This window comes from Sphingomonas sp. (assembly GCF_042096255.1).
Classification (GTDB): Bacteria; Pseudomonadota; Alphaproteobacteria; order Sphingomonadales; family Sphingomonadaceae; genus Sphingomonas.
Genome location: NZ_JBELLZ010000018.1, coordinates 27,824 through 48,076 on the forward strand (window position 1 = coordinate 27,824; position 20,253 = coordinate 48,076).

The following is a 20,253-nucleotide window of genomic DNA, read 5'->3' on the forward strand; positions in this document are numbered from 1 at the left end:
CTTGCACTACGCCAACCCCCGTTCGCCCTGAGCGAAGTCGAAGGGTGCGCGCCAAGTGCTTCGACTTCGCTCAGCACGAACGGGAGTAGGTGCTGGACTCTAGCATCGGCTGCATTGATGCTCGCGCTCTCCGGCTGCGTGTCCGCCGGCCCGCGCGCGCCGGTCCCGGAGGAGGCGCATGTCGCGGCACCCGCCGGCTGGCGCACGCCGCTCGCCGCGTCGGGCGACATCGCGCCCGACTGGTGGCGCGCGTTCGGCGATCCCGTGCTCGCCGATCTCGTCGCCCGCGCGCTCGCGAACAACGTCGATATCGCGCTCGCCGCCACCCGCGTCGAGGAGGCACGCGCGGCCGAGGCGCTCGCCCGTGCGCAGCTGTCGCCGCAGATCGGTGGCACCCTGCCCGAGACCCAGGGGCAGACCTTGAGCCCGTTCGGCACCCCCAGCCAGGCGGTCGGCTTCCAACCCGCGCTCACCGCCAGCTACGACCTCGACCTGTTCGGCCGCCTGCGCCAGGCGAGCCGCGCCGCGCGCGCGCAGCTGCTCGCCAGCGAGGGCGCGCACGACACGGTACGGCTCGCCACGATCGCCAGCACCGCGAGCGGCTATGTCACGCTGCGCGCGCTCGACCAGAGGCTCGCCATCGCCCGCGACACCCTCGCCGCCCGGGCCGAAGCGCTGCGCATCGCCCGCCGCCGGTTCGAGGCGGGCTATTCCTCACGCCTCGAATACCGCCAGGCACAGGCCGAGTACGCCGCCACCGCGCAGCTCGTCCCCGCGGCCGAGCTCGCCATCGCCCGCCAGGAGAATGCGCTGGCGCTGCTGACCGGCGATCCGCCCCGCGCGATCCCGCGCGGCCTGCCGCTGGACCGGCTCGCCGCCCCCGCCATTCCCGATGGCCTGCCCGCCGACCTGCTCCGCCGCCGGCCGGACCTGTTCCAGGCCGAGCAGGCGCTGGTCGCCGCCGACCGCACGTTGGACAGCCAGCGCGCCGCCTTCCTGCCCAATCTGTCGCTCACCGGCTCGGCCGGACTGGTGCTGTCCACTGCGCTCGCCGATCCGGTCGGCGTCTTCTCGCTCGGCGCCAGCGTGCTCGCGCCGATCTTCGACGGCGGACGGCTGCGCGCGCAGGCCGATGCCGCGACCGCCCGCCGCGACGGCGCCGCCTTCGCCTATCGCCGCGCCGCTTTGGTCGCCTTTCGCGAGGTGGACGACGCGCTCGCCGGCGTCCGCCGCACCGGCGAACAGGCGCAGGACCTGACCCAACAGGCGGAGGCCGCGCGCGGTGCGCTCGCCAACGCCACCAGCCGCTACCGCGCCGGCTATTCGAGCTATCTCGAACAGCTCGACGCACAGCGCAGTCTGCTCACCGCCGAACTCTCGCTGGTCCAGGCCGAGGCCGACCGCCTGACCAGCCACGTCGCGCTCTACCAGGCGATGGGCGGCGGGTGGCGGCGGCCCTGAGGCGGATCGACTCTTTGTGTGTGCTCGCATACCCGTTGTGCTCCCGCGAAGGCGGGAGCCCAGACTGGGTCCCCGCCGTCGCGGGGACACAAAGGCGGGATCGTCCGGTTTCCACTAACGGGGAGACTCAGCGGTATGGGCTCACGCCTGCTTCGGTCCGCCCGGCTGGGCCTGCTCATTCTCGTGCTGCCGCCCGCCGCCAGCGTCACGCTTGCCGAGCCGGTCGCCGCAGGTCCGCCCACCAGCCTTGCGGACACTTTGCCGTTCACGAGCTATGTCGTCGATCAGGCCGGTGTGCTCACCCGGGAAGAGCGGCGGCGGCTCATCGATCGGCTCGGCCGGTTCCAGCGCGAGACGGGGCACCAGATGGCGGTGGCGACGGTGGACAGCCTCGCGGGCGAGCAGGTCGCGGCCTTCAGCCTTCGCCTCGCCAGGCGCTGGGGCGTGGGCCGGAAGGACGCCAATGATGGCATCCTCATCCTGCTCGCACCGCAGGATCGCTCGGCGCGGATCGAAGTGGGCCTCGGGCTGGAGCAGCGCCTGACCAACGCCTTCTGCGCGACCGTGATGAGCGGACACATGGTGCCGGAGTTTGCGCAAGGCCGCTACGGATCGGGTCTTGAGCGTGGCGTCACCGCCATCATCGCGAAGCTGGCGAGCAATCGCGCGGAGCCGAACGCACGTCGCCGCTGAGCCGCTTGCGCGCTACCCGCCCCGCTTCATCGTCTCGCGGGCGATGATCACCTGCTGGATCTGGCTGGTGCCCTCGTAGATGCGGAACAGGCGGACGTCGCGATAGAGGCGCTCGATGCCGTAATCGGCGATATAGCCCGCGCCGCCGTGGATCTGCACCGCGCGGTCGGCGACGCGGCCGACCATCTCGCTGGCGTAATATTTGGCGGCGGCGCTCTCCAGCACGACATCCTCGCCGGCATCTTTGCGTGCCGCGGTCTCCAGCACCAGCGCGCGGGAGACCAGCGCCTCCGTCTTCGAATCGGCGATCATCCCCTGGATCAGCTGGTGCTCGGCGATCGGCTTGCCGAACTGCTTGCGCTCGCCGGCATAAGCGACGCAGTCGGCGATCAGTCGCTCGGCGACGCCGACGCATACCGCGGCGATGTGGAGCCGCCCGCGGTCGAGCACGCGCATCGCGATCTTGAAGCCCTCACCCTCCGCGCCCAGCCGGTTGGCGGCAGGCACGGGCACGTCGTCGAGGTTGAGGTCGGCGACCTTCGCGCCCTTCTGCCCCATCTTCTTTTCGGGCGCGCCGATCGAGACACCAGGCAGGTCGCGCGGCACCAGGAAGGCGGAGACGCCGCGGGCGCCCGGCTCGTCGCCGGTGCGCGCCATCACCGTGAACAGGTCCGCCTTATCGGCATTGGTGATGTAGCGCTTGGTGCCGGACAGGCGGTAGACGTCGCCATCCTTCACCGCGCGGGTCTTCACGCTGCCCGAATCGCTGCCGACATCGGGCTCGGTCAGCGCGAAGCTGGTGACGATCTCGCCGCTGGCGATCCGCGGCAGCCACTCCGCCTTCTGCTCGGGCGTGCCCGCCATCACCAGGCCCTGGCTGCCGATGCCGACATTGGTGCCGAAGGTGGAGCGGAAGGCAGGAGTGGTGCGGCCGAACTCCATCGCGACGCGCACCTCCTCCGCCATGGTCAACCCGAGGCCGCCGTGCTCCTCGGCGATCGACAGGCCGAACAGGCCCATGTCCTTCATCTCGGCGACGATCGCGGACGGGATCGCGTCGTCCTCCTCCACCTGCGCTTCCAGCGGGCGCAACCGCTCGGCGACGAAGCGGCGAATGGTGTCGATCAACGCGTCGAAGGTCTCAGGATCAAGGGCCATGGCAGCGGTTCCAGGTTGCTCGTACCCGGCTCCGCTAGCCGTCGCGGCGCCCTACCGCAACTTCGAACCGAACCTTGTTGACGGGGGGAATGGCCATACTATCCTGCCGAAAACAGGAGAGAGAGGATGCGCTTCGAGGGAAAGCGTGCCGTGGTGACGGGCGGCGCCTCGGGGATTGGCCGCGCCACCGCGCTGCGACTCGCGGAGGAGGGCGCCTTCGTGCTGATCGGCGATGTCGACCAGGCGGGCGGGCGCGCGCTGGCCGAAAGCTCCAACCGGATCGGCTTTCGGCGCTGCGACGTGACGGAGGAAAGCGACATTGCGGAGCTGCTCGCCGAATGCGATGGGGGCGGCGGACTCGACGTGCTGTTCAACAACGCTGGCGCGGGCGGGGCGCCCGACCGGATCGACGAGATCGCCGCCGCCGACTGGGACCGCACCCAGAGCCTGCTGCTCCGCTCGGTCGCACTCGGCATCCGCCATGCCGCGCCGCTGATGGCGAAACGCGGCGGCGGCGCGATCGTCAACACCTCCAGCATCTCGGCGATGCAGAGCGGCTATGCCCCGATCGCTTATTCCACCGCCAAGGCCGCGGTGCTCCACCTGACCCAGGTCGCCGCCGCGGAGCTGGCGCGACACCGCGTCCGGGTCAACGCGGTGGTGCCCGGCTTCATCGCCACCAACATCTTTGCGCGCCACCTCGACGTGCCAGAGGCGCAGCGCGCGCAGGCCAATGCGCTGATCGCGCAGGTGGCGGGCAAAGTGCAGCCGGTGCAGCGCACCGGCCAGCCCGAGGATATCGCCGCCGCGGTCGCCTATCTCGCCAGCGACGACGCCTCCTTCGTCACCGGCACCCACCTCGTCGTCGACGGCGGGCTGACGATCGGTACGCGCGCGAGCTGGGATGCCGAGGCGCCCTCGCTGTTTGCCGCGCTGGAGGCGTTCCGGTGAGCGGCACCCCCGCCGCGCGCCGCCTGCCCACGGGCACCATGGCCAGCTACGGCTTCGGCGCCGCCGCTTATGGCGTGAAGGACTCCGGGTTCGGCACCTTCCTGCTGCTATTCTACAACCAGGTGGTCGGCGTGCCCGCCGCCACCGTCGGCCTGATCATCATGATCGCGCTGATCGTCGATGCGTTCATCGATCCCACCGTCGGCTTCCTGTCGGACCGGACGCGCAGCCGCTGGGGCCGCCGCCATCCGTGGATGTATGGCGCCGCGGTGCCGATCATGATCGGCTGGATCGCGCTGTGGAACCCGCCGGCGATGAGCGAGCCGGCGACGCTCGCCTGGCTGTTCGTGATCGCAGTGCTGGTCCGCAGCGCGGTGAGCGCCTACGAAGTGCCCAGCCAGGCGCTCACGCCCGAGCTGACCGGCGATTATGACGAGCGGACGCGGATCATGGCGTTCCGCTACCTGTTCGGCTGGGCTGGGGGGCTGGCGATGCTGGTCTCCGCGTACCTTTACTTCCTCGCGCCCGCGCCCGGCTATCCCAACGGACTGCTCAACCGCGCGGGCTATTCGGGCTTTGCGATCGCCGGCGCTTTGTTCATGGGCCTCGCCATCCTCGTCTCGGCGCTGGGCACGCATCGCGAGATCCCGCGCCTGCCGCGGCCACCGGCACGCGCCGGCTCGCTCGGCGACAATTTCCGCGAGTTGCGCGAGACGTTGCGCAACCGCGCCTTCCTGGTGCTGATCCTCGCGGGTGTGTGCGCCTATACCTCGCAGGGCGTCGCCTATGCGATTTCCAACTATCTCTATTCCTATGTCTGGGGCTTTACCGGCTTCACCTTCCTGTACCTCAGCCTGTCGCTGTTCGCCGGGGTGATGGTCGCCTTCGTCGCCGCGCAGGCGATCGGACGGCGAGCGAGCAAGCCGCGTGCCGCGACGATCGCGATGCTGCTCGCCGCCACTTTGGTCACCTCGCCTTATTGGCTGCGGCTCGCCGGGCTGTTCCCGCCGGTGGGTGACCCGCGGACACTGCCCTTGCTGTTCCTGCTCACCTCGCTGGGCACCACCTGCGGGGTGACCAGCTACATCCTCGGCTCGTCGATGATGGCCGATGTCGCCGAGGATTCGGAGATGCGCACCGGCCGCCGATCAGAGGGCGTGTTCTACGCTGGCGGCTTCTTCGTGCAGAAATGCACTTCGGGCATTGGCATCTTCGTCACCGGGCTGATCCTCAGCGTCTCGGGCTTCCCGGCCAAGGCGGTGCCGGGGCAGGTGCCAGTGGCGACGCTCGACCGACTGACGTTGATCTACATTCTGGTCTATGGCGGTTTCGCGACGCTGGCGGCGCTGGCCTATTCGCGCTTCCCCTTCGGCCGGCACGAGCATGAGGCGCGGCTGGCGCATCTCGCCGCGGTGCCGGTGCCCGCCGATATTCAGACGTGAAGGGGCAGACCTGACCCGCAAACCTGAACGGGAGCTGTCGATTCCGCCGCTCGTCGGCACTGCAACACAGTTCGTCGGTTTCGGTTCCCGTGCATATTGGAGTCTTTAACCCTCCCGGATAGCCAGGAATCACCAGTTCCCGACCGGGGGGTCGCAAGTGATTTTTGGTGGTTTCGCAGCGCGTTGTGCGCTGACCGTGGCGTGCGTTCTGATGACGGCGGCTCCTGCGGCAGCGCAGTTCTGGCAGTGTGCGCCGTTTGCGCGCGAAGTCAGCGGCATCCAGATCCGCGGCAATGCCAACACCTGGTGGGGCCAGGCCGCCGGCCGCTACGAGCGCGGGCGCACGCCCAAGCCGGGCTCGGTGCTTTCCTTCCGCTCCACCCGCCGCATGCGCGTCGGCCATGTCGCGATGGTCAGCCAGGTGGTCAGCGACCGCGAGGTGCTGCTCACCCACGCAAACTGGTCGCGCCGCGGCGGCGTCGAGCGCGACGTGCGCGCGGTGGATGTGTCGGCCGCGGGCGACTGGAGCCTGGTCAAAGTGTGGTACGCACCGCAGCATGGCCTGGGCACCTCGTCCTACCCCACCGACGGCTTCATCTACGCCGACGGCGCGCCGGCCGAGACGACCGAGCCGGTCGTGTCTCCCGCCCCGGTCGTGATGGCCTCCGCGAACCCGTCGGCCGGTGCCTGGGGCGTGCCGCTGGCGCGCTGAGCGCCGACCTCGTCAGGCGAGGCCGGGCGTCTGCGGACCCGCATTGAACGCGGTGAAGATCGAGCCATCCTCGATCGCATAGTCCGTGATCACATGGCCGCCCAGGTCTTCGTAGATGTGCGGCACCACCTTGGGAGATCGCTCCCTGAGAGCGTTCAGTTGTGCCATGTCGAACGGCGACTGGCCCGCCACGAAGAAATCGATCCGGTCGATGGCGCTTGCGTTCACCTTGGCGGCTAGGTCGATCCTCTCGATCACGCCGGCTTCGATGTCCGCGGAAATCAGGCGATAGGCTTGCCGATCAGAATTCGCTTCGCCGATCTCGATCGTTGTCGGTCCGGAGAATGCGACGATGTGCCGCACGCCGAGGTCCGCGGAGAAGTTGATGGCGCCGAACACTCCGCCGGAGCAGCCCGTTGCCACGATGCGCGTGTGCGCGAACTCCTTCAGCAGCTCGCGGACCTTCGCGATGCTCGTCTGGTAGTCCCCGAGCGACTCGATACCTTTGAGATAGATCCGGCGATTGCGATCGCGCAGAAGGATGATGTTCGCGTTCAGGGGCTCGGCGATCGCACGATCGAACAATGTCCAGCCGACTCCGGTGAAGCCGCCCTTGATGTCGCCGAACCCGATGATCGTCATGGTGGCGTCGGGTCGTCGATAGATCTGAACGTCGCCGGAACCCGCCTTGAACCGGGAGCGCGAGTGCGAGATCGTCCCAAGCACACGCTGGAAGAGGCGAAAGCCGCGCCGATCGGGGAATCGCTCTACCGCCTCGTCGACGAACCGGCGCTTATAGTCTAGAATCGCGCAATGTTCGTCCAACTCCCAAAACTGGATACGAGCGGTAACAACATCCTCGAACGGCGTCGTGAACCGGCCGGTCCGCTTCCACGCGATGACCGAACGGTATAGATGCAACTGCGGGAGTGCCCGCCTGACCCGGCCACGGGGTCTGTTCAACAGGGCCTGGAGTTCGTCATCCACCGCGAGCAGGACGTCGTCATCATCCACATCTGCCGCATGTCGTGCTCGGGTCAGTGCCGCCTGCCAGACAGGTTGGGTACGCTCGTCGTCAGTCGTATCAGACTCTGCCTCAGCTCCACTCACGATTGCGCCTGCTCCACGAACTTCACGATTTCGCCAAGCGTGTCGAAATCGTCTTCCTGATCCTCCGGGATCGTTACTCCGAACTCTTCCTGCACTTCGAGCAGGATTGTCGCAACATCGAGTGAGTCGAGGCCGGTCTCCATCAGCTTGGCGTCGAGCGGGATCTGATTGCCGTCGATGTCGTTGGCATTATCAGTGATGATCTGACGAATTTTGGCTTCAACCGACATGTCACTTCTCCGATGTGAGAACACAGGTCGACCAGCCGAGGCCGACGCCAAATCCCGATACGAGCACGGTGGGGGATGCGTGCGGGTCCATGTCCGCCAGGATCAGCGGAATGGACGAGGATACGGTGTTGCCGTACCCTGCGCAGGGCAGTTCGTTCGGCGCCGGAATGCCGATCCGCTTGACCACCGTGTCGACGATATACTTCGATCCGGGATGGAGCGCGAAGGCGTCCACCTCCTCCAGAGTCAGGTCGTTGAGCTCGAGCGTGCGCTTGACGCTGCCCGGCACGTTGAGCGCGCAGAAATCGAACACCGCGCGGCCGTTCATCCGCAGCACGCCCTCGGCGTCGCGTTCCAGCGCGCGGCTCGCCTTGGTGCCCGCATCGAACCGTCCGATGCGCCACGTCGCGCCTTCCTCGATCAGCGTCGCAGTCGCGGCGTCGCCGAAGATCATCGAGGTGTTCTTGTCGTCCTCGCTCATCGACTTCGAATAGGGATCGGCGGTGAAGATCACCGCGCGCTTGCCGCCGGTCGCCATCAGATAGCCGGACACGGTCGCGAGCGCGGCGACGAAGCCCGAACAGCCGAGCGACAGGTCGAAGGCGAAGCAGGTCTTGGGTAGGTCCAGCTTGCCATGCACGATCGCCGCTGTGTGCGGCAGGCCGAACCCGTCGGGATGCTGGGTGACGACGACGATCAGGTCCAGCGTTTCGGGGCTCAGCGCGTCGCCGCACTTCGCCGCCAGGTCCTGGTAGGCCAGCACGCACAGATCGGATGTCTCTTGCCCGGCTTCCTTGCGCGCGGTCGCGAGCACGCCAATCTTGGTGCGCAGCGAATCCTGATCATAGGCGAAACGCTCCGCGCGCGGCACGTTGTCCAGGCGCTCGGACGCGACATGGGTGCCGATCGCGGCGATGCTGAAGGGGTTACTGCCCATAGAAGACGACCTCTCCGATCTTGTCCCCGCCAAGCAGGACGGAGGAGCGAAAGATGCGTGTGCCCAGGTGCGAATCCAACCGCAGCCGGAAGGCCTGGTCGTCAAGAGGGAAGCGCTCGATCACGATCTTGGAGGCGATCAGCCGCACGCCGGGATCGAGTGACCGGTTGATCAGCGCCTTGTTGGCGGAGATCAGCCGGTCGAAGAAGGTACCCGCGAGGTTTGCCGCGACCGTGATGACCCGGTCCTCCAGCGGCGCGCCCGCCACCAGCCCGTCCTCGTCGAACGGCTCGCGCGTTGTCACCGGATGCGCCTTGTCGTCGGTGAGCCCGAAGCGCTTCGACGTGCCGTCCGCGAAATCCAGCCGCAGCGTCGCTTTGGCGCCGGTCATCCCGTCGATCGGCGCGAACAGCACGCGGCCGTCCATCCACTCGCGCATCACCAGTTCCAGACGCGCGACCGGCCCGAACCGCTCGCGCAGGTGGTTGCAGATCGACGTGCTGTGCACATAGGTGCGGCTGCCGCGGAAGGGCAGGTCGACGTGCCAACGATCGGAAGGCATAATCGCGCTAGTCCTGCCTGATTCCCCCGGCTGCCGCGCTTAGCACCTGTCCTTTGGAACTCAAGCCCGGCAACGGCATCATGGCGTTCGGACGATTTCAGGCGAGGCCGGTCGTCTGCGGTCCGGCCCTGAACGCCTCGAAGAGTGATCCGTCCTCGATCGCATAATCGGTGACGATGTGGCCGCTGCGGTCCTCATAGATGTGTGGCACCACCTTCGTGCAGCGGCTGCGCAGCGCATCCAGCTGGCGCATATCGAACGCCTCCTGGCCGGCCACGAAGAAGTCGATCCGTTCGATCGCGCTGTTGTTCACCTTGGTCGGCAGGTCGATGCGCGCGAACCGGCCGGCCTCGATGTCCTCGCTGATGCGGCGATAGACCTGCCGGTCCTCATTCTCCTCTCCCACCTCGATCGAGGTGGGGCCGGCGAAGGCGACGACATGGCGGACGCCGAGGTCCGCTGCAAAGGCGGTGGCGCCGAACACGCCGCCCGACGCGCCGGTCGCCACCACGCGCGTGTCGGCAAACTCGCCGAGAATCTCGCGCACCTTGGCGACGCTGGACGAATAATCCCCCAGCGACGCGATGCCGGCGAGATAAATTCGCTTGTTGTCGTCGCGCAGCACCACGAGATTGGCGTTGAGCGGCTCGGCGACCGCGCGGTCGAACAGCATCCAGCCGACGCCGGCGAACCCGCCCTTGATTCCGCTGAACCCGACAATGGTGAGCGTCGCGCCCGGCCGGCGATGGATTTGCACGTCCTCGGAGCCGAAACGAAAGCGGGACTGAGCCTTCTCGATCGTCGTCAGCACGCGCCTGATCATGTTGAAGCCGCGGCGATTGGGATAGCGCTCGGCCGCGTGGTCGATGAACTGGCGCTTGTATTCGAGGTCGCTGCTATGGGCGTCGAGATCCCAGAACTGGATGCGTGCCGTCTGCGGGTCTTCGAACGGGGGCTTGAAGATTCCGTCGCGCTTCCAGGCGATCACCGATCGGTAAAGGGTGATCTGCCTTGCCCCACGCTGAAGCGCACGGGGCGGCAACTGCAGCAGCGATTGCAGCTCGTCATCAAGCGCGATCAGCGCGGCATCGTCGTTATCGGCCATTGCGCGCCGGACGCGATCAATCGAAGGCTGCCACACCGGCACTGCATCAGCCTGGTTATGGCGCACCTCATCCGGCGACGGTTCTGCGCTTGCGTCGCTCACGATCAGGCCTTCTTCAGACGAGACTGAACAGGTGACCCTTCCGGGCATTGCGGAGGAAGTGGCGCGATCAAGCCGCCGACGGCATGCCAACGATCCCGAGGCAAGTTCGTCCTCCCACCCTGACAGTCAGGTAGGCGCATAGCACGGGACCTCGCCAACTCAAGCCCTGACCGGCGTCCCTCGGTTGCCCAGCTACGCCGGTCGGAACGTCATGGCCGCACCGTTCATGCAATAGCGCTTGCCGGTCGGCTTGGGCCCGTCGTCGAAGACATGGCCCAGGTGCCCGCCGCAACGTGCGCAATGCACCTCCACCCTCGCCATCATCAGCGACCGGTCGGTCTTCGTGCCGACCGCGCGCGGCAGCGGCGCCCAGAAGCTGGGCCAGCCGGTGCCGCTCTCGAACTTGGTCTTTGAGCTGAACAGCGCGTTGGCGCAGCCCGCGCAGGCGAAGATGCCGGCGCGATGCTCGCTGTTGAGCGGGCTAGAATAGGGCCGCTCGGTCGCCTCGTGGCGGAGCACGCGATAGGCGGCGGGCGACAGCTTCGCCTTCCATTGCGCGTCGCTTAGCTGGACGGGAAAGCGTTTCGCGGTCTCGGCGGGGGCGGCGCGGCAGCCGAGGGCAGTCGCGAGAACGCCGATACCGGCAAGCGACAGAAAGGAGCGGCGATCGGTCATGCCATCGAAGATAGGAGGTTTCCTGCGCTGTTCCAGCGGCTTGGCGGAACCCGGCCATGGGATCGGCGCTTTAGCGGCATGGCCTTCCAGCAGCTCGATCCGCCGCTTCCCGTCCATGTCCTCGACAAGGGCGCGGGCTATGCCTTCGCGGTGATCGACTATGGGCAGGAGCACAACCTGATCTGGGTCACCGCGATCAACGAGACCGGCGAGATCTGGTGCGCGCCCAATCCGCGCGTGCGCATGCAGGCGAACTGGACGATGGGACGGGCGAAGCCGGCGGCGGTGGCGGCCAGCGCGGGCGAGTGCTCGGCACCAGCGGCAGCCCTGCAGGCGGAACCGATCGAAAAGCCCAACTGACTCATGCGCTCACGCGTGATAGCGTCGCGCACATGCTCGACCCCCAGGCTCCCGCCGCGCTGGTCGCCACGCTCGCCGCCGATGCGCGGCGTGCGTCGCAGCGCCTTTCCCGCCTTTCGACCGAAGAGCGCCGCGCCGGCTTACGCGCCGCCGCCGCCGCGATCCGGGCGGAGGCGGACGCGATCCTCGCCGCCAATGCGGTCGATCTGGAGCGCGCCGAAGGTCTGTCTCCGGCACTGCGCGACCGTCTCCGGTTGGATGGCGCGCGGGTCGCCGCGATGGCGGACGGAGTCGATGCGGTGGCCGGGCTCGCCGACCCGGTCGGCCAGGTGATCGACGAGAGCGTGCGCCCCAACGGCCTCGCCTTGTCGCGCGTGCGCGTGCCGATCGGCGTCATCGGCATCATCTATGAGAGCCGCCCGAACGTTACCGCCGACGCCGCCGCCTTGTGCGTGATGGCGGGCAATGCGGTGATCCTGCGCGGCGGCTCCGAGGCAGCCGAGAGCAACGCCGCCATCCACCGCGCCTTTGCCGCAGGGCTCGAAGCCGCCGGCCTGCCCGCGGCCGCGGCGCAGCGCGTGCCCACCACCGATCGCGCCGCGGTGGGCGCGATGCTCCAGGCGGAGGGCGCCATCGACCTGATCGTCCCGCGCGGCGGCAAGAGCCTGGTCGCGCGCGTGCAGGCGGAGGCGCGCGTCCCCGTGCTCGCGCACCTCGACGGCATCAACCACGTCTATGTCGACGGCTCGGCCGATCCGGCGATGGCGGAACAGGTGGTTCTCGATGCCAAGATGCGCCGCACCGGCATCTGCGGCGCGATGGAGACGCTGCTGATCGACCGCGCCTATGCGCATGCGCCCGCGCTCGTCGCGGCACTTGCCGCGCGCGGCTGCGCGATTCGCGGCGATGCGGCGGTGCAGGCGATGGGCCACGCCGCGGCAGAAGAGGTCGATTGGGACACCGAATATCTTGATGCGATTGCCGCGGTCGCGCTGGTCGACGGCCTGGACGGTGCGCTCGTGCATATCGCCCGCCACGGCTCGCATCATACCGACGCGATCGTCGCCGCGGATCCGGCGATCGCCGAACGCTTCCTTGCCGAGGTCGATTCGGCGATCGTGCTGTGGAACGCCTCCACCCAATTTGCCGACGGCGGCGAGTTCGGGCTGGGCGCGGAGATCGGCATCGCCACCGGCCGGCTCCACGCGCGCGGGCCGGTCGCGCTGGAAGGGCTGACCACCTACAAATGGATCGGCCGCGGCACCGGGCAGGTGCGCGGATAGCTGTCCTACAGGCGGTCGTTCATGCTATGTTCGTCGCCATGTCGCTTCTCAGTGCCCGTTCCTTCTCGCTGACGCCGATCGCACGTCTCGGGACGATCAGTCGCGTCCGCGTGGCCAGGCGGACGCGTCCTGTCGCGGGGCGGGCGCGCAGGTGTCGCTTTGCCGGTGCGTTGACCGCGTCAGCGCCTAAACCGCCTCAATTCGTCTCGCCTGACCGGCATGGTGGCGGTGGCCGGTTGCGCCGCCGTTCGGGCGTGCCCACTTCCGCCGCGCCGGCGGGGGCCGATCCAGGGACATCACATGCGCTACAACCAGTTCGGCCGCACCGGCCTGTTCGTTTCCGAACTGTGCCTCGGCACCATGACCTTCGGCGGTGCGGGCTATTTCAAGTCCATCGGACAGGTCCAGCAGGGCGACGCCGATGCGCTGCTCCGCCGGGCGGTGGACGCCGGCGTCAACTTCATCGACACCGCCAACGTCTATTCCGAAGGCCTCTCGGAAGAGATCACCGGCCAGGCGATCCGCAACCTTGGCCTGAAGCGTGACGAGATCGTCGTCGCCACCAAGGTGATGGGGCCGATGGGTCAGGCGCCCAACAGCAACGGCACCTCGCGTTACCACATCATGGCGCAGGTGGAGGCCAGCCTCGGGCGGCTCGGGCTCGACCATATCGACCTCTACCAGATCCACGGCTGGGACTCGGTGACGCCGATCGAGGAGACGCTGCGCGCGCTCGACGATCTCGTCCGTACCGGCAAGGTCCGCTATATCGGCGTCTCGAACTGGGCGGCGTGGCAGATGGTCAAGGCGCTGGGCGTGTCCGAGCGGCTCGGCCTCGCGCGCTTCGAGAGCACGCAGAGCTATTACACCATCGCCGGGCGCGAGCTGGAACGCGAGATCGTGCCGATGCTCGCCTCCGAGAAGATGGGGCTGATGGTGTGGAGCCCGCTCGCCGGCGGTTATCTCTCGGGCAAGTACCGCAACGGCAAGTCCGCGGACGGCCGCCGCGCGCAGTTCGACTTCCCGCCGGTGGATATCGCTCGCGGCGACAAGGTGCTCGACGCGATGGCGCCGATCGCCGAGGCCAAGGGCGTGTCGGTGGCACGGATCGCGCTGGCCTGGCTGCTCCACCAGCCTGTGGTGACCAGCGTGATCGTCGGCGCCAAGCGCGTCGACCAACTCGACGACAATCTCGCCGCGACCGAGGTGGCGCTCTCCGCCGAGGAGCTCAAGACGCTCGATGAGGCGAGCGCGCTGCCGCGCGAATATCCCGGCTGGATGCTGCAACGGCAGGGCAGCTATCGCGCGGAGATGGTGAACCAGCCGCGGCGCGGCGGTTGAGCGTCGGGCGCGGCTCAGATAGGAAAGGCGGATGGCATCGCTTCCGATCGCAACCGAGATCGATCCTGAGGTCATGGCGCTGGTCGACCGTGTCGCCCAGCGCCGCGGTATCAGCAGCCGCGCCTATGCTGCCGAGGCGATCCGTCGTGCAGCGGAAAGCGACGACGACTTCGACGCCTTCGTCCAGGTGGGCCTGGATGCCATCGAACGTGGCGACGTGATCTCACACGAAGAGATGATGGCCGAGCTGGACCAGATGATCGCAGCGCATCGGGCCCGATGCGCATAATCTGGTCGATTCCGGCGCGGAACGATTTGCGAGGGATCAACGACTGGCTGGAACGGGAAGCTTCCCCAGAGTTCGCTATGCGAACGCTGGCGGCCATCCGTTATCGCGCCAAGGTGCTTGAGGACTTTCCGCGGAGCGGGCGGCCCCATCTGGATGGTCAGCGCATTCTGCCTGTCTACGGCACGCCGTACCTGATCCGCTATCAGGTGGATGATCGGAGGGTTGAAGTGGTACGTGTCCACCACGAACGTCAGGCTTGGCAGCTGGAGGATTGACCCGCACCGGCCTCCTCGGCGGCTCCTTCAATCCCGCCCATCGCGGTCACCGCCACGTCACGCTCGCCGCGATGCGCGCGTTGGGGCTGGACGAGGTGTGGTGGCTGGTCTCGCCCGGCAATCCGCTCAAGGCGCCCGAGACGATGGCGCCCTTCGCTGCCCGGCTTGCCTCGGCGCGTGCGATGGCGGCGCGGGCGCCGATCGTCGCCAGCGACATCGAGGCACGGCTCGGCACCCGTTTCACCGCCGATACGGTGGCGGCGATCGTCCGCCGCTATCCCAAGCGGCGCTTCATCTGGCTGATGGGCGCGGACAATCTCGCCCAGTTCCACTTGTGGCGCGACTGGCGGGGGATCGCCCGTACGCTGCCGATTGCAGCCATCGCCCGACCTGGCTATGATGACGATGCCCTCGCGGCTCCCGCGATGGGTTGGCTGCGGCGCTTCCAGAGGCCCGCACGCCAGGCGAGCGACTGGACCGAGTGGAGTGTGCCAGCCCTGGTGCTGCTGCGTTTCCGCCCTGACCCGACCTCGGCGACACGGCTGCGTGCCGCCGATCCCGCCTGGCATTCGCGCCTTGCGCCTCCCACATCAGCCAGTCCTACAGCCCAGGAGTAACCTTGCCCGCCACCCAGCCCGCCTATCGAACGTCCGATGCCGATGGCGTCGCGGCGCTCCATCGCCTCGTGCTGGACAGCCTGGACGACGACCAGGCGGTCGACACGATCTCCATCCCGCTCGCCGGCAAATCCTCGATCGCCGATCACATGGTGATCGCCAGCGGCCGCTCGACACGCCAGGTCGCGTCGATGGCCTCCAAGCTTGCCGAGAAGATCAAGGGTGAGTGCGGCCGTTCGGTGCGGATCGAGGGTCTGCCCACCGCGGACTGGGTGCTGATCGACGCGGGCGACGTGATCGTCCACCTGTTCCGTCCCGAGGTGCGCACCTTCTACAATCTGGAGAAGATGTGGTCCTTCGGCGACGCTCCGGCGGCCGGTGTGGCGTGAGCGATCAGGCCTGACGGCCGTTTAACTGTTCGCGGCACGAGTGTAGCGGGGAAGGCGTGAGCCTGCTCCTCCACATCGTCGCGCGCGGCAAGATCGGGCGGTCGCCCGAGGCGGAGCTGGTCGCGCGCTATCTCGGCCGGATCGCCTGGCCGACGCGGGTGAGCGAGCTGCCAGACGTAGGCGGCAAGATGCCGGAGATCGCCGGCCTGACCCGCACGATCGCGCTCGATGAGCGCGGCAAGGTGCTCGGCTCGGTGGAGTTCGCCGAGCAGCTCGGCCGCTGGCGGGACGAGGGGGTGCGCGAGGCGCGGTTCCTGATCGGCGCCGCGGACGGGCATGACGCCGCGCTCCGCGACTCCGCCGACCTGCTGCTCTCCTTAGGTCGCGCCACCTGGCCGCACATGCTCGCGCGCGCGATGCTGGCCGAGCAACTGTTCCGCGCCACCGCGATCCTTTCCGGTCATCCCTATCACCGCGAGGGATGATGCGCTGGCTCGCCCTTCTCGCCGCGCTGGCGTTGAGCAGCAGTGTGGTGGCGGCGCCGGCGTTGGATGTGGAACGACGACGGCTCGCCGAGGCGAAAGCGGCGTCAGCGGCGGCGAAGGCGCGCGCTGCGCAGCTCCAGCGGGATGCGGATGCCGAGCGCAACGCGCAGCGCCGTGCCGAGCGCCAGCGCGCCGCGGTGATCGAGCGGATCCGTGCGGGCGAGGCGGACCTTGCCGCGGCCAAGGCGCGGGTGGCGGTGGTGGCCGCGCTGGTCGGGCGTCAGCGTGCCGAGCTTGCTGCGCGCCAGCGCCCGGTCGAGGGGTTGCTGGCCGCGCTCCAGTCGTTCGCGCGCCGGCCGGCGATCGTCGCGGTGGCGCAGCCCGGCACGGTCGGCGATCTCGTCCACATTCGTGCGGTGCTCGGCAGCACCATTCCGGTGATCCGTTCCCGCACCGCCGCGCTTCGCGGTGAACTGGCCGAGAGTCGCCGCCTGCGTCGCGATGCCGCGCTCGCCGCCGATGCGCTCGCCGCCGCGCGCGCGCGGCTGGAAGGCGAGCGCGAGGCGCTGGCCGCGCTCGGCGAGCGGCATGGCGCGCGTGCGCTGGCGTTGGGCCGCGACGCGCTCGACCAGTCTGACCGCGCGATCGCGATGGGCGAGGCCGCGCGCGACATCGTCGATCGGATCGCCGGTGCGGGGACGCGGGCCGAGGTGCTTGCGGGGCTGGAGCGCCTGCCCGGGCCACCCGCTGGGCCGCAGGTTCCCGCGGGAACGCCGGCCTATCGCCTGCCGGTGACGGGCCAGTTGGTCACCGGCCTGGGCGAACTGGCGTCTAGCGGCGCGCGCGCGCGCGGCCTGACCTTCGCGGTCGCCCCCTCCACACCGGTCCGTGTCCCCGCGGCCGGCACCGTGCGCTTCGCCCGTCGCTTCCGCAGCTATGGTATCGTGGTGATCCTGGATCATGGTGCCGGCTGGACCAGCGTGGTGACCGGGCTCGCCGGGACCTCGCTCAAGCGTAGCGAACAGGTCCGCGCGGGCCAGCAACTCGGCACCGCCCCCGCCGGCGACGATCCCACCATCACCGTCGAGCTCTACCGCCGCGGCCGCCCGGTCGACATCGCGGCATTGGTCGGCTGAGCGATCAGCCCGCGTTCAGGCGCGGGATGCTTTTGCGCAGCAGTGTTTGGCGCTACGATCGCCCTGATCGACGCAAAGGCATTCCACCGATGACCAGGCTCCTCAAGACCACCGCCGCACTCGCCCTCGTCGGCACCGCCGCGGTCGCCTATGCCGCGCAGAGCGAGACCGCACGCGCGATGGACGAGTTCATCGAGGTGTTCGCCGAGGTGAAGCGCAACTACGTCGATCAGGTCAGCGACGCGCAGCTGATCAAGGGTGCGATCGGCGGCATGCTCTCCAGCCTGGATCCGCACTCCAGCTATGTCGACGCGCTCGACTTCGATAACCTGCGCCTCCAGACCGAGGGGCAGTATGGCGGTCTCGGCCTCACCGTCTCGATGGAGGATGGTGCGGTCAAGGTGATCACGCCGCAAGAGGACACGCCCGCCGACCGCGCCGGGATCAAGTCCGGCGACTATATCACCCATATCGACGGGAAGCTGCTGTTCGGCGGCACGCTGGACGAGGCGGTGACGGCGATGCGCGGCAAGCCCGGCACCAAGATCGCACTGACTCTGGTCCGCCCCGGCCGCGACAAGCCGCTCGACGTGTCGATCACTCGTGAGGTGATCGTCCAGCGCCCAGTGAAGTGGGAAGTGAAGGGCGACGTCGGCTATATCAACATCAACACCTTCTCTGAGAATACGGGTGCGGACACGCGCGGTGCGATCATGGCGATCGACAAGGCGCTCGGGCACAAGCCCTTGGGCTATGTGGTCGATCTGCGCGCGAATGGCGGAGGGCTCCTCAGCCAGGCCATCGAAGTGTCGGACGCGTTCCTGAACGCGGGCGAGATCGTCTCGCAGCGGGGCCGCGCCAAGACCGATATCGAGCGCTATTTCGCCAAGCCGGGCGATGACGCGCGCGGGCTGCCCGTGGTGGTGCTGACCGATTCGGGTACCGCTTCGGCGAGCGAGATCGTCGCCGGCGCGCTCCAGGACCATCACCGCGGCATCGTGATGGGCGAGAAGACCTTCGGCAAGGGATCGGTGCAGACTTTGCTCCAGCTGGGGCCGCAGACTGCGCTGCGCCTCACCACCGCGCGCTACTACACGCCTTCGGGCCGCAGCGTGCAGGAGGGCGGGATCGAGCCGGACATCCGCGTGCCCCAGCTGTCCGACCCCGACTACAAGACCCGCCCGGTCTTCCGCGAGGCCGACCTGCGCCGCCATCTGATCAACGAGATCAAGGCGGACAATGCCGTGCTGGAGGAGGATACCAAGGACGATCCCCGCTTCAGCATGACGCCCGAGCAGCTCAAGAAGATCAGGATTGACGACTTCCAGCTCTGGTATGCGCTCAAGACCGTAGCGCGGGTCGGCGGGCCCACCCAGGTGGCGGCGGTGACCGCGGCGATGGCCAAGGACTTCAAGCCCGAGCCGGAGCTGAAGTGACCCCCGGCCTGATCCGCGCCCGCTGGGTCGCGTTGCTGCTGCCCGCCGCATTGCTGGCGGTGGCGTGGGGATCGCAGCTGATCGGCGGGCTCTATCCGTGCGAGATGTGCCATTGGCAACGCTGGCCGCATTATGGCGCGGTCGCGGTGGCGGCGCTGGCATTCGTGACCGGAGGGCCGGCGGTCAAGCGCACCCTTGTGGCGGGAGCGGGGGCGCTGATCGCGGTGTCGGGGCTGATCGGCGTCTTCCACGCCGGGGTGGAATATCACTGGTGGCAGGGGATCACCGCCTGTTCGCGGACCGTTGAGACCGCCGGAATGACCACGGACGATATGCTCAAGTCGATCCTCGCCGCGCCGGTGGTGCGCTGCGACGCCGCGCAATGGACGCTGGGCGGCGTCTCGCTCGCCGGGTTTAACGCGCTGATCTCGCTGGGCGGCGCGGGGGTGATCGGCTGGCTGCTCGGGAGGCGTGGATGAGCTGGATGCCCGGAGACCGGCGCGAGCCGGTCGAGTCGATGATCCGCGTCGATCAGGCGGGCGAGTTCGGCGCGATCCGTATCTACGCCGGCCAGCTCGCGATCATGGGGTCGCGCAGCCCGATGTCGGGCAAGATCGCCGGCATGGCGGCGCAGGAGGAGCGCCACCGTGCCTATTTCGACCGCGAAATCGTCGCCCGCGGCGTCCGACCGACGCTGCTCCAGCCGTTCTGGAGCGTCGCCGGCTTTGCGCTCGGCGCGGTGACTGCGGCGATTGGTCCCGAGGCCGCGATGGCCTGCACCGCCGCGGTCGAGACCGAGATCGATAAGCATTACGACGACCAGCTCAAGGCGCTCGGCACGTCGGAGCCGGCGCTGTCGGAGGCGATCGCCGAGTTCCAGGCCGAGGAACTCGAACACCGCGACACCGCGCTGGCGCATGGCGCGGAGCAGGCGCCGGCCTATCCGCTGATGTCCGCCGTCATCCGTCTCGGCTGCCGCGTCGCTATCGCAGCGGCCAAGCGGATATGATAGGGCGGAGGACGAGGATTCTCATGATGCGCGCATTGCTGCTTTCCCTTCTGGTCGCCGCCCCCGCGATGGCGCAGACCGCCGGCCCGGCCGCACCCGGCACGCCGCGCGCCCGCCCCGTGGAGGCCGCGACGGAGACCTCTCGCAACGCCCCTGTCAACGGCGTGCTCGTGCTCTACGGCAACCAGCGCTGCCCGACCAATGACGCGGGTGAGGAAGTGGTGGTCTGCGTCCGCCGCGGCGCCGAGGAGCAGTTCCGCATTCCCAAGGAGCTGCGTGAGTTCGAGGTGACGCCGCAGAACGAGAGCTGGGCGGTGCGCGAGAAGTCCACCCTCGCCGAGGGCACCGGCGTCAACAGCATCGGCAGCTGCTCCACGGTCGGGCCGGGTGGGCAGACCGGCTGCTTCGTCCAGAACGCGCGCCGTTCGCGTGCCGAGGCCAAGCAGCGCAACGAGGCGGCGACCCCCGACCTCACACCTTATTGAGGCGACAGGC

The 20,253-nt window shown here is 68.5% G+C and carries 25 protein-coding genes; 18 read left to right on the plus strand and 7 right to left on the minus strand.

Annotated elements, in window-relative coordinates; all coding sequences use genetic code 11:
- Window positions 1-117: 117 nt before the first annotated feature.
- Together ACFDTH_RS05605 and ACFDTH_RS05610 are read left to right on the plus strand one after the other, a co-directional pair.
- Window positions 118-1,461, plus strand: coding sequence for an efflux transporter outer membrane subunit (locus ACFDTH_RS05605; protein WP_375286529.1), 1,344 nt, complete (start codon window positions 118-120; stop codon window positions 1,459-1,461).
- 135 nt (window positions 1,462-1,596) lie between these two features.
- Window positions 1,597-2,154: a TPM domain-containing protein gene (locus ACFDTH_RS05610; protein ID WP_375286530.1), complete on the plus strand. Its 558-nt coding sequence runs from the start codon at window positions 1,597-1,599 to the stop codon at window positions 2,152-2,154.
- Window positions 2,155-2,166: 12 nt separating this feature from the next.
- Here the strand turns inward: ACFDTH_RS05610 and ACFDTH_RS05615 are convergent, their stop codons facing one another.
- Window positions 2,167-3,312, minus strand: a complete 1,146-nt coding sequence (locus tag ACFDTH_RS05615) for an acyl-CoA dehydrogenase family protein (RefSeq protein ID WP_375286531.1) — start codon at window positions 3,310-3,312, stop codon at window positions 2,167-2,169.
- Window positions 3,313-3,438: 126 nt separating this feature from the next.
- On the opposite strand from ACFDTH_RS05615, the gene ACFDTH_RS05620 reads away from it, so the two are divergent.
- The 3 genes from ACFDTH_RS05620 to ACFDTH_RS05630 all read left to right on the plus strand — a co-directional run bounded on the left by ACFDTH_RS05620 (window position 3,439) and on the right by ACFDTH_RS05630 (window position 6,417).
- Window positions 3,439-4,263 (plus strand): SDR family NAD(P)-dependent oxidoreductase, encoded by an 825-nt coding sequence (locus ACFDTH_RS05620; protein ID WP_375286532.1) that lies wholly within the window; start codon window positions 3,439-3,441, stop codon window positions 4,261-4,263.
- Window positions 4,260-5,705: an MFS transporter gene (locus ACFDTH_RS05625; RefSeq protein WP_375286533.1), complete on the plus strand. Its 1,446-nt coding sequence runs from the start codon at window positions 4,260-4,262 to the stop codon at window positions 5,703-5,705. The genes ACFDTH_RS05620 and ACFDTH_RS05625 overlap by 4 nt, the downstream gene beginning before the upstream one ends.
- A 211-nt stretch (window positions 5,706-5,916) precedes the next feature.
- On the plus strand, window positions 5,917-6,417 hold the full coding sequence (locus ACFDTH_RS05630) for a CHAP domain-containing protein (RefSeq protein WP_375286534.1): 501 nt from the start codon (window positions 5,917-5,919) through the stop codon (window positions 6,415-6,417).
- 12 nt (window positions 6,418-6,429) lie between these two features.
- Here ACFDTH_RS05630 and ACFDTH_RS05635 read toward each other — a convergent pair whose 3' ends face one another.
- The 6 genes from ACFDTH_RS05635 to msrB form a co-directional block, all read right to left on the minus strand.
- A complete protein-coding gene (locus tag ACFDTH_RS05635; RefSeq protein ID WP_375286535.1) occupies window positions 6,430-7,431 on the minus strand; it encodes a hypothetical protein in 1,002 nt (333 codons plus the stop codon).
- 92 nt (window positions 7,432-7,523) lie between these two features.
- A complete protein-coding gene (locus tag ACFDTH_RS05640; RefSeq protein ID WP_375286536.1) occupies window positions 7,524-7,757 on the minus strand; it encodes an acyl carrier protein in 234 nt (77 codons plus the stop codon).
- Between the two features lies 1 nt (window position 7,758).
- The gene (locus ACFDTH_RS05645) at window positions 7,759-8,694 is read right to left on the minus strand and encodes a 3-oxoacyl-[acyl-carrier-protein] synthase III C-terminal domain-containing protein (protein ID WP_375286537.1); all 936 of its coding nucleotides are present in this window, start codon (window positions 8,692-8,694) and stop codon (window positions 7,759-7,761) included.
- A complete protein-coding gene (locus ACFDTH_RS05650; protein WP_375286538.1) occupies window positions 8,684-9,256 on the minus strand; it encodes a hypothetical protein in 573 nt (190 codons plus the stop codon). Before ACFDTH_RS05650 ends, ACFDTH_RS05645 begins: the two co-directional genes overlap by 11 nt.
- 97 nt (window positions 9,257-9,353) lie before the next feature.
- Window positions 9,354-10,361 carry a hypothetical protein gene (locus tag ACFDTH_RS05655; protein ID WP_375286539.1) on the minus strand — a complete coding sequence of 336 codons (1,008 nt, stop codon included), beginning with the start codon at window positions 10,359-10,361 and terminating at the stop codon, window positions 9,354-9,356.
- Window positions 10,362-10,655: 294 nt separating this feature from the next.
- The gene (gene msrB / locus ACFDTH_RS05660) at window positions 10,656-11,138 is read right to left on the minus strand and encodes a peptide-methionine (R)-S-oxide reductase MsrB (protein WP_375286540.1); all 483 of its coding nucleotides are present in this window, start codon (window positions 11,136-11,138) and stop codon (window positions 10,656-10,658) included.
- Between the two features lie 78 nt (window positions 11,139-11,216).
- Here msrB and ACFDTH_RS05665 point away from each other — a divergent pair, with 78 nt between their 5' ends.
- The 13 genes from ACFDTH_RS05665 (at window position 11,217) to ACFDTH_RS05725 (ending at window position 20,243) form a co-directional block, all read left to right on the plus strand.
- Window positions 11,217-11,498: a hypothetical protein gene (locus ACFDTH_RS05665; RefSeq protein ID WP_375286541.1), complete on the plus strand. Its 282-nt coding sequence runs from the start codon at window positions 11,217-11,219 to the stop codon at window positions 11,496-11,498.
- The gene (locus tag ACFDTH_RS05670; protein WP_375286552.1) at window positions 11,495-12,781 is read left to right on the plus strand and encodes a glutamate-5-semialdehyde dehydrogenase; all 1,287 of its coding nucleotides are present in this window, start codon (window positions 11,495-11,497) and stop codon (window positions 12,779-12,781) included. The genes ACFDTH_RS05665 and ACFDTH_RS05670 overlap by 4 nt, the downstream gene beginning before the upstream one ends.
- A 300-nt stretch (window positions 12,782-13,081) precedes the next feature.
- Complete coding sequence (locus ACFDTH_RS05675) at window positions 13,082-14,122, plus strand: aldo/keto reductase (protein WP_375286542.1); 1,041 nt, start codon at window positions 13,082-13,084, stop codon at window positions 14,120-14,122.
- 31 nt (window positions 14,123-14,153) lie between these two features.
- Window positions 14,154-14,411, plus strand: coding sequence for a hypothetical protein (locus tag ACFDTH_RS05680; RefSeq protein WP_375286543.1), 258 nt, complete (start codon window positions 14,154-14,156; stop codon window positions 14,409-14,411).
- Entirely contained in the window at window positions 14,402-14,686 is a 285-nt protein-coding gene (locus ACFDTH_RS05685; RefSeq protein ID WP_375286544.1) for a type II toxin-antitoxin system RelE/ParE family toxin, read from the plus strand. The genes ACFDTH_RS05680 and ACFDTH_RS05685 overlap by 10 nt, the downstream gene beginning before the upstream one ends.
- Window positions 14,683-15,303 carry a nicotinate-nucleotide adenylyltransferase gene (locus ACFDTH_RS05690; RefSeq protein ID WP_375286545.1) on the plus strand — a complete coding sequence of 207 codons (621 nt, stop codon included), beginning with the start codon at window positions 14,683-14,685 and terminating at the stop codon, window positions 15,301-15,303. Before ACFDTH_RS05685 ends, ACFDTH_RS05690 begins: the two co-directional genes overlap by 4 nt.
- Window positions 15,304-15,305: 2 nt before the next feature.
- On the plus strand, window positions 15,306-15,692 hold the full coding sequence (rsfS, locus tag ACFDTH_RS05695) for a ribosome silencing factor (protein WP_375286546.1): 387 nt from the start codon (window positions 15,306-15,308) through the stop codon (window positions 15,690-15,692).
- Between the two features lie 62 nt (window positions 15,693-15,754).
- The gene (locus ACFDTH_RS05700; protein ID WP_375286553.1) at window positions 15,755-16,177 is read left to right on the plus strand and encodes a 23S rRNA (pseudouridine(1915)-N(3))-methyltransferase RlmH; all 423 of its coding nucleotides are present in this window, start codon (window positions 15,755-15,757) and stop codon (window positions 16,175-16,177) included.
- The gene (locus tag ACFDTH_RS05705) at window positions 16,177-17,313 is read left to right on the plus strand and encodes a murein hydrolase activator EnvC family protein (protein ID WP_375286547.1); all 1,137 of its coding nucleotides are present in this window, start codon (window positions 16,177-16,179) and stop codon (window positions 17,311-17,313) included. Before ACFDTH_RS05700 ends, ACFDTH_RS05705 begins: the two co-directional genes overlap by 1 nt.
- An 89-nt stretch (window positions 17,314-17,402) precedes the next feature.
- Window positions 17,403-18,749: a S41 family peptidase gene (locus ACFDTH_RS05710; protein ID WP_375286548.1), complete on the plus strand. Its 1,347-nt coding sequence runs from the start codon at window positions 17,403-17,405 to the stop codon at window positions 18,747-18,749.
- Complete coding sequence (locus ACFDTH_RS05715) at window positions 18,746-19,228, plus strand: disulfide bond formation protein B (protein WP_375286549.1); 483 nt, start codon at window positions 18,746-18,748, stop codon at window positions 19,226-19,228. Before ACFDTH_RS05710 ends, ACFDTH_RS05715 begins: the two co-directional genes overlap by 4 nt.
- Window positions 19,225-19,758 carry a demethoxyubiquinone hydroxylase family protein gene (locus tag ACFDTH_RS05720; protein WP_375286550.1) on the plus strand — a complete coding sequence of 178 codons (534 nt, stop codon included), beginning with the start codon at window positions 19,225-19,227 and terminating at the stop codon, window positions 19,756-19,758. The genes ACFDTH_RS05715 and ACFDTH_RS05720 overlap by 4 nt, the downstream gene beginning before the upstream one ends.
- A gap of 26 nt (window positions 19,759-19,784) precedes the next feature.
- The gene (locus ACFDTH_RS05725; RefSeq protein WP_375286551.1) at window positions 19,785-20,243 is read left to right on the plus strand and encodes a hypothetical protein; all 459 of its coding nucleotides are present in this window, start codon (window positions 19,785-19,787) and stop codon (window positions 20,241-20,243) included.
- Window positions 20,244-20,253: the final 10 nt, after the last annotated feature.

What these genes read in the sequence shown, in the direction of transcription:
- ACFDTH_RS05605 (WP_375286529.1), top strand. Translation starts at nt 118, where the DNA reads ATGCTCGCGCTCTCCGGCTGCGTGTCCGCCGGCCCGCGCGCGCCGGTC.
- ACFDTH_RS05610 (WP_375286530.1), top strand. Translation starts at nt 1,597, where the DNA reads ATGGGCTCACGCCTGCTTCGGTCCGCCCGGCTGGGCCTGCTCATTCTC.
- ACFDTH_RS05615 (WP_375286531.1), bottom strand. Translation starts at nt 3,312, where the DNA reads ATGGCCCTTGATCCTGAGACCTTCGACGCGTTGATCGACACCATTCGC.
- ACFDTH_RS05620 (WP_375286532.1), top strand. Translation starts at nt 3,439, where the DNA reads ATGCGCTTCGAGGGAAAGCGTGCCGTGGTGACGGGCGGCGCCTCGGGG.
- ACFDTH_RS05630 (WP_375286534.1), top strand. Translation starts at nt 5,917, where the DNA reads ATGACGGCGGCTCCTGCGGCAGCGCAGTTCTGGCAGTGTGCGCCGTTT.
- ACFDTH_RS05640 (WP_375286536.1), bottom strand. Translation starts at nt 7,757, where the DNA reads ATGTCGGTTGAAGCCAAAATTCGTCAGATCATCACTGATAATGCCAAC.
- ACFDTH_RS05645 (WP_375286537.1), bottom strand. Translation starts at nt 8,694, where the DNA reads ATGGGCAGTAACCCCTTCAGCATCGCCGCGATCGGCACCCATGTCGCG.
- ACFDTH_RS05650 (WP_375286538.1), bottom strand. Translation starts at nt 9,256, where the DNA reads ATGCCTTCCGATCGTTGGCACGTCGACCTGCCCTTCCGCGGCAGCCGC.
- ACFDTH_RS05655 (WP_375286539.1), bottom strand. Translation starts at nt 10,361, where the DNA reads ATGGCCGATAACGACGATGCCGCGCTGATCGCGCTTGATGACGAGCTG.
- msrB (WP_375286540.1), bottom strand. Translation starts at nt 11,138, where the DNA reads ATGACCGATCGCCGCTCCTTTCTGTCGCTTGCCGGTATCGGCGTTCTC.
- ACFDTH_RS05665 (WP_375286541.1), top strand. Translation starts at nt 11,217, where the DNA reads ATGGCCTTCCAGCAGCTCGATCCGCCGCTTCCCGTCCATGTCCTCGAC.
- ACFDTH_RS05675 (WP_375286542.1), top strand. Translation starts at nt 13,082, where the DNA reads ATGCGCTACAACCAGTTCGGCCGCACCGGCCTGTTCGTTTCCGAACTG.
- ACFDTH_RS05680 (WP_375286543.1), top strand. Translation starts at nt 14,154, where the DNA reads ATGGCATCGCTTCCGATCGCAACCGAGATCGATCCTGAGGTCATGGCG.
- ACFDTH_RS05685 (WP_375286544.1), top strand. Translation starts at nt 14,402, where the DNA reads ATGCGCATAATCTGGTCGATTCCGGCGCGGAACGATTTGCGAGGGATC.
- ACFDTH_RS05705 (WP_375286547.1), top strand. Translation starts at nt 16,177, where the DNA reads ATGCGCTGGCTCGCCCTTCTCGCCGCGCTGGCGTTGAGCAGCAGTGTG.
- ACFDTH_RS05710 (WP_375286548.1), top strand. Translation starts at nt 17,403, where the DNA reads ATGACCAGGCTCCTCAAGACCACCGCCGCACTCGCCCTCGTCGGCACC.
- ACFDTH_RS05720 (WP_375286550.1), top strand. Translation starts at nt 19,225, where the DNA reads ATGAGCTGGATGCCCGGAGACCGGCGCGAGCCGGTCGAGTCGATGATC.
- ACFDTH_RS05725 (WP_375286551.1), top strand. Translation starts at nt 19,785, where the DNA reads ATGCGCGCATTGCTGCTTTCCCTTCTGGTCGCCGCCCCCGCGATGGCG.